12 protein-coding genes are annotated in these 14,972 nt (G+C 40.0%); 5 read left to right on the top strand and 7 right to left on the bottom strand.

All coding sequences use genetic code 11. From position 1 onward, the window contains the following. Positions 1-87 precede the first annotated feature (87 nt). Together WAX86_RS09035 and fabV are read left to right on the top strand one after the other, a co-directional pair. Positions 88-2,364 carry an acyl-CoA dehydrogenase gene (locus tag WAX86_RS09035; protein WP_341488672.1) on the top strand — a complete coding sequence of 759 codons (2,277 nt, stop codon included), beginning with the start codon at positions 88-90 and terminating at the stop codon, positions 2,362-2,364. A gap of 192 nt (positions 2,365-2,556) precedes the next feature. Then, a complete protein-coding gene (gene fabV / locus WAX86_RS09030) occupies positions 2,557-3,759 on the top strand; it encodes an enoyl-ACP reductase FabV (protein WP_044175389.1) in 1,203 nt (400 codons plus the stop codon). 73 nt (positions 3,760-3,832) lie between these two features. Here fabV and WAX86_RS09025 read toward each other — a convergent pair whose 3' ends face one another. From WAX86_RS09025 to WAX86_RS09010, 4 genes are all read right to left on the bottom strand, one after another. After that, positions 3,833-5,179 carry an ATP-binding protein gene (locus WAX86_RS09025; RefSeq protein ID WP_341488671.1) on the bottom strand — a complete coding sequence of 449 codons (1,347 nt, stop codon included), beginning with the start codon at positions 5,177-5,179 and terminating at the stop codon, positions 3,833-3,835. Between the two features lie 9 nt (positions 5,180-5,188). Next, the gene (locus WAX86_RS09020; protein ID WP_005298781.1) at positions 5,189-5,863 is read right to left on the bottom strand and encodes a response regulator; all 675 of its coding nucleotides are present in this window, start codon (positions 5,861-5,863) and stop codon (positions 5,189-5,191) included. Positions 5,864-6,092: 229 nt separating this feature from the next. Continuing rightward, complete coding sequence (locus WAX86_RS09015; protein ID WP_005298782.1) at positions 6,093-7,775, bottom strand: aspartate:alanine antiporter; 1,683 nt, start codon at positions 7,773-7,775, stop codon at positions 6,093-6,095. 314 nt (positions 7,776-8,089) lie between these two features. Beyond that, the gene (locus WAX86_RS09010; protein WP_005298783.1) at positions 8,090-8,356 is read right to left on the bottom strand and encodes a GrxA family glutaredoxin; all 267 of its coding nucleotides are present in this window, start codon (positions 8,354-8,356) and stop codon (positions 8,090-8,092) included. A 372-nt stretch (positions 8,357-8,728) separates the two neighbouring features. Between WAX86_RS09010 and WAX86_RS09005 the strand changes: the two genes are divergently transcribed. Both WAX86_RS09005 and WAX86_RS09000 read left to right on the top strand, forming a co-directional pair. Then, the gene (locus tag WAX86_RS09005; protein ID WP_106142947.1) at positions 8,729-9,946 is read left to right on the top strand and encodes an iron-containing alcohol dehydrogenase; all 1,218 of its coding nucleotides are present in this window, start codon (positions 8,729-8,731) and stop codon (positions 9,944-9,946) included. Between the two features lie 467 nt (positions 9,947-10,413). Next, positions 10,414-11,001: a GPR1/FUN34/YaaH family transporter gene (locus WAX86_RS09000; protein WP_005298785.1), complete on the top strand. Its 588-nt coding sequence runs from the start codon at positions 10,414-10,416 to the stop codon at positions 10,999-11,001. A gap of 81 nt (positions 11,002-11,082) precedes the next feature. Here WAX86_RS09000 and WAX86_RS08995 read toward each other — a convergent pair whose 3' ends face one another. Further along, positions 11,083-11,400, bottom strand: a complete 318-nt coding sequence (locus WAX86_RS08995) for a DUF3861 domain-containing protein (protein WP_068968047.1) — start codon at positions 11,398-11,400, stop codon at positions 11,083-11,085. Between the two features lie 106 nt (positions 11,401-11,506). Between WAX86_RS08995 and WAX86_RS08990 the strand changes: the two genes are divergently transcribed. Further along, positions 11,507-11,938 (top strand): MarR family winged helix-turn-helix transcriptional regulator, encoded by a 432-nt coding sequence (locus tag WAX86_RS08990; RefSeq protein WP_069532115.1) that lies wholly within the window; start codon positions 11,507-11,509, stop codon positions 11,936-11,938. Between the two features lie 71 nt (positions 11,939-12,009). On the opposite strand, the gene WAX86_RS08985 is transcribed toward WAX86_RS08990, so the two are convergent. Both WAX86_RS08985 and WAX86_RS08980 read right to left on the bottom strand, forming a co-directional pair. Then, entirely contained in the window at positions 12,010-12,888 is an 879-nt protein-coding gene (locus WAX86_RS08985; protein WP_036763614.1) for an AraC family transcriptional regulator, read from the bottom strand. 538 nt (positions 12,889-13,426) lie between these two features. After that, complete coding sequence (locus WAX86_RS08980; RefSeq protein ID WP_036763616.1) at positions 13,427-14,788, bottom strand: L-serine ammonia-lyase; 1,362 nt, start codon at positions 14,786-14,788, stop codon at positions 13,427-13,429. Positions 14,789-14,972 lie beyond the last annotated feature (184 nt).

Here is a 14,972-nt window from a genome sequence, read left to right as displayed (position 1 = left end):
GAAGAGAATGAAATACCCTAAATGTGAAGCGTGATACCAGCTTTTTATCAGTTAACGGAGTTGGTATAAGACAAAAGGACCTGAATTATGAGTACGTTATCAAAATGGCGTCAACGCTATATAAGTGATCCTGCATTTAAAACGTTTAAAAAGGTTTTACCGCCGTTATCTGATACAGAAAAAGAGGCTATGGAAGCGGGAAGTGTATGGTGGGATGGTGAGTTATTCAGTGGTTCTCCAAATTGGGATACGCTACTGGATTATCCTAAACCTGAACTGTCTTCTGATGAGCAAGCCTTTATTGATAATCAACTTGAAACGTTACTCGATATGCTCGATGACTATCAGATTGTTCAACATGATAAAGACTTACCAGCCGAAGTCTGGAATTTTTTACGTAAAGAGAAATTTTTCTCCCTAATTATCAGTAAAAAATATGGTGGTCTTGATTTTTCCGCCTACGCAAATTCGACCATTGTTACTAAGATTGCCACACGAAGTTTAAGTGCTGCGGTATCGGTGATGGTTCCTAACTCATTAGGGCCTGGTGAGCTATTGTCTCATTACGGCACAAAAGAGCAAAAAGAGTATTGGCTACCTCGATTAGCTCATGGTGATGAAATACCTTGCTTTGCGTTAACAGGCCCTGAAGCTGGCTCAGATGCTGGAAGCATTCCTGATCGTGGTGAAGTGTGCTACGGCGATTTTAATGGAAAGCAAGTGCTCGGGATTAAGTTAAGCTGGAATAAGCGTTATATTACTTTAGCTCCCGTGGCAACGGTATTAGGACTCGCGTTTAAGTTATTTGACCCTGACAACTTAATTGGTGATCAAGAAGAACTGGGTATCACTTGTGCTCTGATCCCTGTTGAGCATGATGGGGTCGAAATTGGTGAACGTCATAATCCATTAGGTATGGCTTTTATGAATGGTCCGACTCGAGGCAATGATGTTTTTATCCCGATGGATTGGCTCATTGGAGGCCAAGAGTATGCGGGTAAGGGCTGGCGAATGCTGGTGGAATGTCTGTCTGCGGGACGAGGTATTTCTCTTCCAGCTTTAGGCACTGCAATTGGACATCTTACCGCTCGAACCACGGGAGCATACTCTTATGTGCGTAAGCAGTTTGGGACTTCGATTGGTAATTTTGAAGGTGTTGCTCAAGCAATGGGGCGCATTGGTGGTTTAACCTATCTATTAGAATCTGCCCGTACTCTGACCACAACGGCACTCGATAGTGGACAGAAGCCAGGTATAGTAACAGCCATTGCCAAATATCATATGACCGAACTGGCGCGGGTTATTTTAAATGACTCAATGGATATTCATGCTGGTCGTGCAATTCAATTAGGGCCAATGAACTATATTGGTCATCACTATTTTGGTATCCCTGTTGCAATAACTGTGGAGGGAGCCAATATTCTCACCCGTAATTTGATGATTTTTGGGCAAGGTGCAACTCGCTGTCATCCTTATGTTCTGCAAGAGATGGATGCTGCTGCTAATCCTGACGATAAAGCAGGAGCAAAAGAGTTCGATCATCTGCTATCTAGCCATATTGGGTTTGCGGTTAAAAACGTTGCTAAATCGCTATTGAATGCCTTTAGCCGCTCTCGTTTTAACTCTGCTCCGGTTAGTGGCGAAACGGCAACTTATTATCGTCAACTTGCTCGTATGAGTAAGGCATTAGCAGTATCAGCTGATTTTGCGATGTTAAGCTTAGGTGGTGAGCTAAAACGTCGAGAGCTCGTCTCTGCTCGCTTAGGGGATGTATTAAGTCATCTTTATTTAGCTTCGGCTGTATTAAAGCGCTATGAAGATGAAGGACGACAAAAAGAGGATTTACCGTTTGTGCATTATGGGGTGACATATTGTTTACATCAGTGTGGTGTCGCTTTTGATCAAGCTTTTGCTAACTTCCCGGTTAAAGGCGTTGGCGGCTTATTGCGTACATTAACTTTCCCTCTTGGTATTCATTACGCGGCGCCAAAAGATGAATTAAGTATTGAGATAGCGAAACTATTAATGAAACCAGGAGCCCATCGTGAGCGACTTACTCATCTTTGCTATATCGGACAAAAAGAAGATGATGCTGTTGGTTTATTAGAGCGTGCTTTTGTGGCCTTGTATGAGGTCAAAGGAATAGAGAAAAAGCTTGCAAAAGCAATACGTTCTGGTGCGATCCCACGCAAAGCTTCGCTATCTGATAAGCTACAAATTGCACTGGATGAGGGGATCATCACAGAACAAGAACGGGATAAAATTGACAATGCAGAGCAACTGAGAAAGAAAGCAATTCAAGTTGATCACTTTCACCCAGCGGAATTTAAATCAGGTGGTCTGCAACCAGGAAGGGCTGCTTAAGAGTTTTACTCTGTCATGATAATAAACCTGGTGTCTCCCATGTGCCACGTAGAAAAACGTGGCACTTTTTTTGACCAAATTTAGCGATAACACCTCCAACCACTGCACTTTTTCCATAAAATCATCATAAAATTAATGCGAATTTGTCATTTACCTTTTATCCTACTCCCAACTAAATAAGGGAAGTTGAACATGATCATCAAACCTAAAATTCGTGGATTTATCTGTACAACAACACATCCAGTGGGTTGTGAAGAGAACGTAAAAGAGCAAATTGCTTACACTAAAGCACAGGGCCCAATTGCAAATGCACCAAAACGTGTATTGGTTATCGGCTCTTCTAGTGGTTACGGCCTATCATCACGTATTGCTGCAGCATTTGGTGGTGGTGCGGCAACTATCGGTGTTTTCTTTGAAAAGCCAGGCACTGAGAAAAAGCCAGGCACTGCAGGTTGGTATAACTCTGCTGCTTTCGATAAGTTTGCTAAAGAAGAAGGTCTTTACTCAAAGAGCTTAAATGGTGATGCATTCTCAAACGAAGCAAAACAAAAGACGATTGATCTGATCAAGCAAGACTTGGGTCAGGTGGATATGGTGGTTTATTCTCTGGCATCTCCAGTTCGTAAATTACCAGAAACTGGCGAAATGATCCGTTCTACGCTTAAGCCTATGGGTGAAGAGTATCGTGCAACAGCGGTTGACACCAACAAAGACACATTATTTGAAGCTTGTGTTGAGCCTGCTACTGAGCAAGAAGTTCAAGATACAGTAACGGTAATGGGTGGCCAAGATTGGGAACTTTGGATCAATGCTCTTGCAGATGCTGGTGTACTTGCTCAAGGTTGTAAAACGGTTGCTTATAGCTATATTGGTACTGAAATTACTTGGCCTATCTACTGGCATGGTGCGTTAGGTCAAGCGAAGATGGACTTAGACCGCGCAGCATCTGAGCTTAATACTAAGCTAGAGACTATCGGCGGTTCTGCAAATGTAGCAGTACTTAAGAGTGTTGTGACTCAAGCAAGCTCTGCGATTCCAGTAATGCCACTGTATATTGCAATGGTATTTAAGAAGATGCGTGAAGAGGGTGTACATGAAGGCTGTATGGAACAGATCCTTCGTATGTTTACTCAACGCCTATACAAAGCAGATGGTACTGCACCTGAAGTGGATGATAAGAATCGTCTACGTCTTGATGACCTAGAACTTCGTGAAGATATTCAAAAGCATTGTCGTGAACTATGGCCAAATGTGACTAACGAAAATCTACGTGATGTGACAGACTACCAACAGTATAAAGATGAGTTCTTAAAACTGTTTGGTTTTGGTTTAGAAACTGTTGATTACGATGCAGATGTTAATCCATTTGTTGAGTTTGATGTTCAAGACATTTAATCGCTAAACTGATTATCTGCTGATAGAAAAATGCCATACTAGATTGATAGTATGGCATTTTTTATTATCTTAATTAGGCTTGTTTTGGAATTTTGATAATAAAAGCGGCACCTTCTAATTGAGACGATTCAACATGGATCGTGCCTTGGTAACTGCTTACAATTTCATGGCAAACTGATAATCCAATCCCTTGTCCGGGGTTTAGTTGATCTGCCCGCACTCCACGCTGAAAAATAGCTTCTCTCATCTCAGGCTTGACCCCGGGCCCGTCATCTTCAATACGGATAACACATAGGTTTGATTTTTCAATTACCGATATAGCGACTTCGCTAATACAAAAACGATAGGCATTTTCGAGTAAATTGCCAAGCAACTCCATAAGATCATCTTTATTGATTGGCACCAGCTGTTTATCGGGAAAATTACAGCGAAGCTTAACACTTTTATCGCTATAAATTTTACTTAGCATTCGACCAAAGGTTTCCACTGCTGGCTTGAGCTCTGTTTTACTGCGCTGTAGACCTTGTTGTCCCATCATTGCACGCTTTAGCTGATATTGAACTAAGTCATCCATTTGGCTGATTTGTTCCATAATACGGTGATTCAGTTCAGCTCGTGATAACTCTTTGTCATCCAGTAGGGCATTTGTTGCGGCTAGGCGAGTTTTTAAACTGTGTGCCAAATCATCCATAGCGTGGCGATAGCGGCCTTTTTGGTCATTACTTAATAGAATTAACCGATTTAGTGCTTTTGTGATCTCCTGTAACTCCATTGGATAATCACTGTCGAGCTGATTGCGCTCTGCTTCTGACATCTCATTAAGTTGGTTGGCTAATTTTCGCAGTGGTTGGAAACTCCAATGAAAAGCGGCAATTAAGAATGTAATCGCAATTAGCACAAATAGACCTAAATAGAATGTCGTTCGTTTGTGCAATTGACTAAGCGAGGCTTCGTAATTTTGTCCTGAACGCAAAACAACTAACTGAAATACCTGACCATTTTCTTTGTCACGACTGAGGTTATAGGCAATATAACTGTCATGATTAGGAAATTTGACTAAGGTTGGCGTATTAATTTCATCGGGAATATGAGTACATATATTGGTTAAGTTATGCAGTTTTTCTGGATTTGAGAGCCAAACTGTATCGTCATTTTGATTACAAACAACAGAGATATAATCAGTTTTTGATGGATCAACAGAGCTTATCCATTTATCAACATCTTTGATTAACCCTGCACGGTTAAGCTGAGCAACCACCATAGGTAATTGAGCAACCAGCTCTGATGAGTAGGATGCCATATAACTTTGTGAGTAAAGTTGATTGATGACACCTGCAAGGGCAGAAGTAATCAGAACGATGATAGCCACCGAAGTTACAAGAACTCGGCGGCGTAAACGAGGAGGAATTAAGGGCTTCATTTGAAATGGTTACTGTGCTTGTAATTCAAAGATATACCCTTGACCACGAATAGTGGAGATTGGGTTTTCTTGGCCTGTCTTAGTGAATTTCTTTCGTAAGCGGCTGATCATAACTTCAATTGTATTTGGGTCACCTTCTTGATCTTCATAAAGAACATCAAGCAGGCGCTGTTTAGAAACAACCTGTCGGCTATGGCGCATTAAATATTCGAGTAAATCATACTCAAATGCGGTCAGTTCTAACACTTCTTCGTTGATGAATACTTGTTTTGCGAGTAGATCGACACGAATATCGCCAGCAGTCATTTCTGGTTTTACAAAGCCTGCACTACGACGAACGAGTGCACTTAAACGAGCGACTAATTCTTCTTTTTGGAAAGGTTTAACCAAATAATCATCGGCACCAGCTTCAAGCCCAGTGACTTTATCTTGCCAGTTAGAGCGCGCGGTTAGAATAAGAATGGGTAAGCGTAAGTCTTTGCTTCGCATATCTTTAATAAGGCTTAATCCATCGCGATCGGGTAAACCAAGATCAACAATGGCGATATCATTTGGATAATTTTGTGCAAAGAACAGACCTTCTTCTGCCGTATCTGCACATTGAACTTGGTTTCCTAGCTCGCTAAGTTGTGATTTTAGATGATGGCTTAGGATTGGATCATCTTCGACGATAAGAATACGCATAATTAGGATACCCACTGCAGCGACTGGTCATCGCTTTTTTCATTAATAGAATAAATATTACTATATAGAATCAATACTTATCTGGCGAGTTTGACCTGCTAAAAAGTGATGGCGGATCAAATGACTGAACGGTTTAGTGGCAGATAAGTGTGATGATTGTAGGTGGGAGCGACTGAATATGGGCTGACTCATGAACAATCAATAAGTCAGCCCACCAACTAAGAGAGGATTACTTTAAGATGATGATTAAAGTACCTGCTATGGTAAGAAGTACGTTAGCAATTGCATAAGTACCCGCGTAACCCAATGCAGGAATAGTACTGCGTGCGTGTTCGTTGATCATATCCATGGCAGGAGCACAAGTACGGGCACCAATGATGGCACCAAATAACAAAGCGCGGTTCATACGAAGTACATAGGCACCAAATAGGTAAGCCAGAACAACAGGAATCACACTCACCATCAAACTGGTGACAAAGACAGTTGGACCAATTTGAGTGATAGATTCAAATAGATTACTACCTGCACTTAAACCAATACCCACCATAAAGACCATTAAGCCGAGATCTTTGGTCATATTTAACGCCCCTTGAGGGACATAACCGAAAGTAGGGTGGTTTGCTCGCAGGAAGCCCAAAGTAATACCAGCTACTAATAGACCTGCCGCGCTACCAAGCCCAAAGGCGACATGGCCAAATGTCATGGTGATAAGGCCCAGCAATAGCCCTAGAATAAAGAAGCAGCAAAACGCTAATAGGTCAGCTATTTGACTGTGGACTGAGATAAAACCAATACGCTCAGCAAGACCATGAACTCGGCTCTTTTCACCGCTGACCTGAAGAATATCCCCTTTATTTAATAAGATATTATGGTCCATTGGCATTTCAATCTGCGCTCGCACGACTCGGTTTAGAAAACAGCCATACTCAGAAAGATTTAATTCAGAAAGGCGCTTACCTGCAATACTGTCATTTTTTACTACGATTTCTTCTTCTACAATACGAAGGTCGAGTAGGTCGCGGTCAAATACCTCTTTGCCATTACGGAAACTGGGATCCAGACGCGCATGACTATCAGGATAACCAACTAACGCTATTTCATCACCTTCTTGTAAAATCGCATCGCCATCAGGGTTTGCTAAAATACCATTACGTCGTACTCGCTCAATATAACAGCCTGTTTGACGGTAAATACCCAGTTCACGAAGGTTGCGGCCATCAATCCAATTAATGAGTTCAGGTCCGACACGGTATGCTCGAATAATCGGTAGATACACTTTACGTTGTGAAACTTCACCAATACCCCGTTCACGTGCGATCTGCTGAGATGATTCGGCTAGATCTTGCTTTTGTAACTTAGGCATTAATTTAGCAAGTAGAATTAGACTGACTAACCCCACCAAATAAGACATGGCATAACCAACACTTAAGCTTTCGACTAAGTTTTTGATCATGTTTGGATCGGTAATATCAGAAAGCCCGCTATTTAACGCATCTTTCGCACCCACTAAGACTGGCGTGGCGGTTAGTGAGCCTGCCATTAGACCTGTGGCCAATCCTAGATTCATATCTAAGTAGTGGGCCATAGTCATAGTTATACCAATTGCAGATAATAGAACGACGAGAGCAAGTAAAAGGTAGTGTTTTCCATCGCGAAAGAAAATACCAAAAAAGTTTGGACCTGCTTCGATACCGACACAATAAATAAACAGCATAAAGCCAATATTGAGGGCATCTGCGTTAAAGGTAAAACCAGCATTACCAAAAACAAGAGCGGTTAATAAAACGCCAATAGAGTTACCAAGTTGCATATTTGCAATACGAACTTTGGCAAACGCTAAACCGACGGCAAGAACGACAAAGAGTAAAAGGATATTGTTTTGGTGGAGGAGTGCTGCCACATCAATGTTCACGACACAGTTTCCGGAGTTAGACGAGCCATACAAAAAATCAGCTGACAAACTAAAGAGTTTATAAGCTGAAGCAATCTGTAAAATTCTAACGGATTTTCATTAGCGGATATAGAGCAAATAAGAACAAATTAATCTAAAAATAGTAACTTTTAGAATTATCTGACACTTAGAGAAGAAATCTAATCAGGGTAATAAGTTATAGCGTTTTGCGTACGTTAAAAATACTGTTCATTTGCTGTTAATATTTATAAAAAAAGGACGAGTCTTAACTCATCCTTTTTATGGTTAGCATAAATTTTTCTAATGCTTATTTGTTATTCGTTAAATAGACCTAGGTTTTCTTTAGCGTAAGCTTCAAATTCAGTGCAGCCACCAATATGTTCTTGGTCGATGAAGATCTGAGGAACAGTTTCTACTGGTTTGCCAACTGTTTTTTCTAGATCTGCTTTGCTAATGCCTTCAGCTTGGATATCAACATAACGGAAGTTGAAGTCATCGCGCTGTTCTTTCAGTTTTTCAGCAAGCTCTTTAGCACGAACACAGTATGGACAACCAGGGCGACCAAAAATAACAACGAACATAATATCTCTCCTGCAATAATGTTATGTTCAAACAGCTTAAATTAGAAAATAGTCAATAACGTATTAAGCAATTTGATTAGCATCACTATAACGCGGGATTTTGTAATGAGAAAGAGGGATTTATCGCTTATTTTAATAGAGTTTTTCGATGAGAGATAAAAACGATGAAAATATCACCGCTTTTATTTCATATGGTTAGATGGATTGTTAATAAGGGTAAAACCTAGAATCGTGTTAGTTGCTTAAAATGTGAACTCGCTTGGGTTAATAACGATGTAATAAAAAAGAGCGCTATTATTTTGTGCAAAATCAAAAATAGCATGTGTAAAGTCATGAATTCTAGAGCGTAGTATTAATGGTTATGGAGTGCCTATGTTTCAATTTATGACATCAACAAGGATAGTATTTGGTGAACACGCCCTGGTTGAATCACTGAGCTCTTTAAATCAATTTGGTTACAGTGTGTTATTGGTAACAGGCCAAGACAGTTCCCGAGCTCAACCCTTAATTGAATATTTTCAGCAACAATCGATGCGCTTTCAGCAAGTTTCAGTGCTTGGTGAACCATTGATTGCGATGGTTGAAGAGATGGCGGCAATGGCTAGGCAGTTTCGACCTGATATGGTGATTGCAATTGGTGGTGGTAGTGTGCTTGATACCGGAAAAGCTCTTGCTGCATTAATACCCAACCAAGGCAGTGTTTATGATTACGCCGAAGTTGTTGGTAGAAATTTACCTTTGCAGAGTAAACCTATTCCTTTTATTGCGATACCAACAACAGCAGGGACGGGCTCTGAAGTAACACGTAATGCGGTGTTAAAATCGGCTCAAGAGAATATCAAAGTCAGTTTGCGTAGTCCGGAGATGTTGCCTGATTTAGCGATTGTGGATCCGACGTTAACCTATGGTATGTCGCCACAATTAACCGCATGTTGTGGGATGGATGCGTTCACCCATTTAATGGAGGCATATGTTTGCGGTGAGCCCAATGCATTAACTGACATGATTTGTGAGGAAGGGCTAAGACGTATTGCAACCGCTATTATTCCGGCCTGTGAGCAAGATGATCCAGAAGCTCGTTCTGATATGGCTTTTGCCTCTATGCTGGGGGGAATGGCTCTGACTAACGCCAAACTAGGGGCTGCTCACGGCCTTGCTGCAGCTCTGGGTGGTAGATTAAATGCTCCCCATGGTGTCATCACGGCTCGTTTAGCACCTTATGTTATGGAAGAAAATGTTGCCATTGCAAAAGAGCAAAACAGAAAAGATATATTAGGTCGTTATAAGAAACTTGCCGAGATCTTGACGATCAAGCCATGTGCCGAAATAGAAGAGGGGATTGATTGGGTCAAGAGCATTTTGACTCGGTTAGAGATCCCTTTGGTTGGTCAATATGGATTATGTGCGACCATGTTTGATGAGGTAGCTAAAGACGCCTTACTGTCAAACTCAATAAAGGGGAATCCAATACCACTAAGTCAAGAGAGATTAGAGAGTATTTTGGAGCATATTTGCCAATCCTGTAGTTGTCATTTGGACACGAATGATGACCCTATTGAACAAGATAAGCCAATGGTTGAAACGCAATAAAGAATAATTATTGTTAAATTGGAATCTTAAATAAAAAGCAGTGTGAAGCTGCTTTTTTTATGAGTTTTGTATGATGATTTCGCGTTATTAAATTAGTTTTATAGGAAAAGCACTTTTTTCAAGTTATGACAGAAAACATACTCGATATGACTAAAGTAACGTTTACTGAACATAGTTAATGTGTCGGTATCTTATCTAATATTTTGAATATTAACGATTTTTTGTATCGATTATTATTTTCTACCTATTACTTAGGATATAAGTTGTAACACTTATTTATAGATGGCTGCATTAAATTGCTTTACAAAAAATCAATAAAATGAAATTTTTTGCAGATATGAACGTTTTTACGTCATTTTTACATTGATCTCAACGATCGCATCCTTTAGAATTCGCCCCGCATTTTTGGATGCACCATTTTTTGATTTTTTATTATTTTTATTGATTTACTCCTGCAGGGGACCTAAATGTCAACAAAACTAGCTAATCCAGCACCACTAGGCCTAATGGGCTTTGGTATGACAACAATTCTTTTGAATATCCATAACGCGGGCTTTTTCCCTCTAGATTCAATGATTCTGGCTATGGGTATTTTTTACGGTGGTCTTGGTCAAGTTCTTGTTGGCATGATGTGCTTCAAGCGCGGTGACACATTTGGTACAACAGCATTTACATCTTACGGCCTATTCTGGTTAACTCTTGTTGGCCTGATTGTAATGCCTAAGATGGGCTTTGCGGCAAGTCCTGCTCATTTCATGGGTTGGTACCTAGGCCTTTGGGGTGTATTTACTGCCTTTATGTTTATTGGTTCTCTTCGTTACCCACGAGCAAAGCAAGTAGTATTTGGTTCTCTTACTATTCTGTTCTTCCTACTTGCAGCGCGTGATTTCACTGGTAGCGCATTGATTGGTACTATTGCAGGTCTTGAAGGCATCTTCTGTGGCGCAAGTGCTATCTACTTCGCAATGGCACAGGTACTTAACGCTGAATACGGCCGTACTATCCTTCCTGTTGGCGAGCTTAAAAAAGAAGAAACACTAAAAGCTGCTGCTTAATAGATAGTTAGAACAAAAAAACCTCGCACTAACGCGAGGTTTTTTTGTATTTGAAACTTTTTTGTATTGAGACATAGTCATTTACAAGGCGGATTTATTTGCCTTAATCGTGCTTTTTATTTTTTGCATAAAGGTCTTAAAGTGAGGAAAGAAATCAACAAATAAAGAATCCTTACGATTTTTCATGAGTACTGGACCTAGTAGTCGTATTGCCACCCCAGCTCTTACCGCATCATCATCTTCTAATCCACTGTGATTTTTAACATTCTCCACAATATGAAGCATGTCTTCTCGATCATTTAATTCAAAAGTTAGTTGATTTAATACTTCTTGATTGGTTGGATTTACTTCTTCTACGGTAATTCGGTATTGATGGCCTTTAATTTTTGATGTTTCCATCTTTATCTCCTCGAGCTTGAGTTATTATTGTTGTTAGTTGATAATATCAACTTAATTTTATTTGTTGATATTGTCAACTAAATTTAATAGAGAGGAGTGATGCTTTATGGAACAGACTGATTTTACAGATAGCTTGTTTACCCTAGTTCACACAATAAAACGTCATGTGTATGAACAGGTTGAAGCCTTGGAGCTAGAGGTTGCTCCTATGCATGTGCGAGTTCTTAAAATCATTAATAAAAAATCGCCTCATTGTACTGCAAATGATATAGCTCTTATGTTGACAAGGGATAAAGCTCAAATCACACGATTGGTGAATACCTTGATTGCGCAGAGCTTAGTTGAAAAGCGATCAAACAGTCAGGACCGTCGCAGTCAATTTCTAGTTTTAACGCAGGAAGGTGAAGATCTTATTAAGAAAATTAGAGTTGTTGATGAGTCGATAAAAAAGAAAATGATGGATGGACTGACAGAAAAAGAGCTACAAGAGATAACTGCGATTAGTCAAAAAATGGTAAATAACTTAAAAACCAAATAGAAAAAACCTACCAACAACGTTATATGTTGGTAGGTTTATCTCAAAGATCATTCTGGATACAAGCCATGGTCTTAAACGACGTCAATCGTCATTTCAGCTTTTGGAGTTAGCTGATGAAGCGCAGACATGTCGTTATGTTCACGAGAAGTCGCTCTAAACTGTGATGGTGTAATACCGTATTTACGTTTAAACGCATCACAGAAGTAAGCCGCACTACCAAAGCCAGAACGATGGCCAATTTGTGAGATTGAATAGTTTGAGAAAGTCAGATAATTCAATGCTAGTCCCATACGCACATCAAGCAGTAATTGACTAAATGAAACACCTTCTTTTGCTAAATGGCGACGTAGTGTTGATTGAGTTGTAAATAGGGCTTTTGCCATATCATCAACACTCCACTTACGCTGTGGATCTTGAGTAATTAAGCGAGCAATGGTTCGTTCTTTTGGCTCATCATAGTTGAATCGATAAACATTAAATACATCAATACCAGCTTCGTTAAGCGCTAACAAAATGAAGAAAAGCGATTGGGTTAAAAACGTTTTTTCAAGTCTAGTATCAGCAACAGCAGGTAAGGATTGTTGAAATAGTTGGAAATTTTGCTCAACAACATCTGGAGTTTCATTGAGATGATAAACCGGCATGCAGTTTGCTGTTGGTGTATTTGGTTGCTTTAGTGATGCCATATATTTAAATGATTGAGCAATGGTTTCTTCACCTACCATTAATAGTTGTAACTCAATATTTTTATGACAGTCTTTTTGATTAATTGTGCATGAGATGTGGCTAAACTTAGGAATTACTAACGTTGCGTTGCTGCTAATTGTAACTGATTGTCCGTTGATACAAACATCGCCATCACCATTTTTTAAGTTTACGATCAAATGATGATCAACATAGAATTCTTTTAGGACGATATGGCTTTGTGACAATATACGTTTATATTTCATACCGAAACTCGATCTTGTTGTTATAAATATTAGTCCTCCATGAGGTTGCTGTTGATATTCATGAACACAGCACCAATCAAATATCATCCTTGAGAAGCTTCTTTCTGATATACCTAAATTAATTGTTTATTCCAAGCTACAAAAAAACTTGGGTATATAAGATAAGTCTTAAGCCGTGAGTGCGAGTATAGGACTAAACGATTTGTTTGAATAGTATAATTCGAGTGAATGTTTAAAAATCTATACCTATATCAATTCATTTATAATAATTTGCTTGTTTTTCTGAATTACATAAGAGTTATTTATTGCTTTCGGACTTTTTTTTGGAATAAAAAGAGATCAAATACGATAAAAAAGTTCAAATTAACAACTAAAAATGCATGGTATATGCTAAATTCTTAGAATATTTTTAATAATTTAGATATTAGCTTACATTCAAGTGGAAGAGATGTGGAAATGCTGTTGTGTCTAAATTGAAGATATAAAAAAGCCACACTCAAAGTGTGGCTTAGACATAACTAGAAATGTGCCTTTGCTGTTAGCAGATCACTTTGATTGCTAGACCGCCTTGAGACGTTTCACGGTATTTTGCATTCATGTCTTTACCCGTCTCTAGCATAGTTTCAATAACTTTATCTAGAGATACACGAGGGTCTGATGAACGACGTAGAGCCATTCGACATGCGTTGATAGCTTTAACCGCTGCAATACCATTACGTTCGATACATGGAACCTGTACCTGGCCTGCAACAGGATCACAAGTTAGACCTAGGTTGTGCTCCATTGCAATTTCAGCAGCCATACATACTTGCTCAGGGCTTCCACCCATAAGCTCAGCAAGGCCGGCAGCAGCCATAGAACAAGCTACACCAACTTCACCCTGACAACCTACTTCAGCACCAGAGATAGAAGCATTACGCTTGTATAGACCACCAACTGCACCAGAAGCTGCGAAGTAACGAGTGTACTCTTTAGGGCCTACTGATTGGATAAACTTATCGTAGTAAGCCAGTACCGCAGGAATGATGCCACATGCGCCGTTTGTTGGTGCAGTAACAACACGACCACCCGCTGCGTTTTCTTCGTTAACAGCAAATGCAAACATATTAACCCAGTCAACAACTGTCATTGGGTCATTGCTTAGTTTTTCTGTTGTGATTAGTTGCTGGCGAAGAGCGGCTGCACGGCGAGGTACACGTAGAGGACCAGGAAGAATACCTTCTTCAGTCATACCACGTTCCATACATTCACGCATAGTACGCCAGATGTTAGCGAAGTAAGTGCTGATTTCATCTTCAGCATTCATTGCGCGCTCGTTAGCCATCACAAGAGAGCTGATAGATAAACCGCTTTCTTTACATTGAGCTAATAGTTCTTCAGCAGTGGTGTACATGTAAGGTACTTGAACAGTTGATGACTGCTCTTTACCAAAGTTTTCTTCATCTACAATAAAACCACCACCGATAGAGTAGTATGTTTTAGTATAAGCTTCTTCTTCACCAATCCAAGCACGAATCGTCATGCCATTTTCGTGAAGAGGAAGGTTAGTTGTGTGGAAGTTCATACCACCATCACGAGGGAATTCAACCGTATGACAATGCATACCTACAGGAAGACGCTCTGTTTCTTCAACGCGAGCAATAAAGCCAGGGATGCTATCGATGTCAACGTGTTCTGGGCTGTTACCAGCAAGACCCATAATAATTGCGATATCAGTATGGTGGCCTTTACCTGTTAGAGATAGAGAGCCATATACATCTACAGTAATCTTAGTGATGTCACGTAATTTACCCATCGCACGAAGATCGTCGATGAATTCTTTACCAGCTTTCATTGGGCCTACAGTGTGCGAACTGGAAGGACCCACACCAATTTTATAGATATCAAAAACACTGATCATGTTGATTACCTCAGTCGGGGGAAGCGATCTTGCCTCCGGCCAAGACTGTTTAGTTTTTCTCAATCTCGCCCCTTCCTTGGCGAGTAGTAAAAAGCAAAGAGCAGTAGATGATTTTTAGTTCATCCCTGCTCTTAAATTATCGTCTATTGTACGTGATTTGTCTTATAAGACTATGCGTTACTAC

The organism is Photobacterium damselae subsp. damselae (assembly GCF_038086725.1).
GTDB lineage: Bacteria > Pseudomonadota > Gammaproteobacteria > Enterobacterales > Vibrionaceae > Photobacterium > Photobacterium damselae.
The sequence above is the reverse complement of the archived record's forward strand: the minus strand, read 5'-3'. Positions and strand labels throughout refer to the sequence as shown.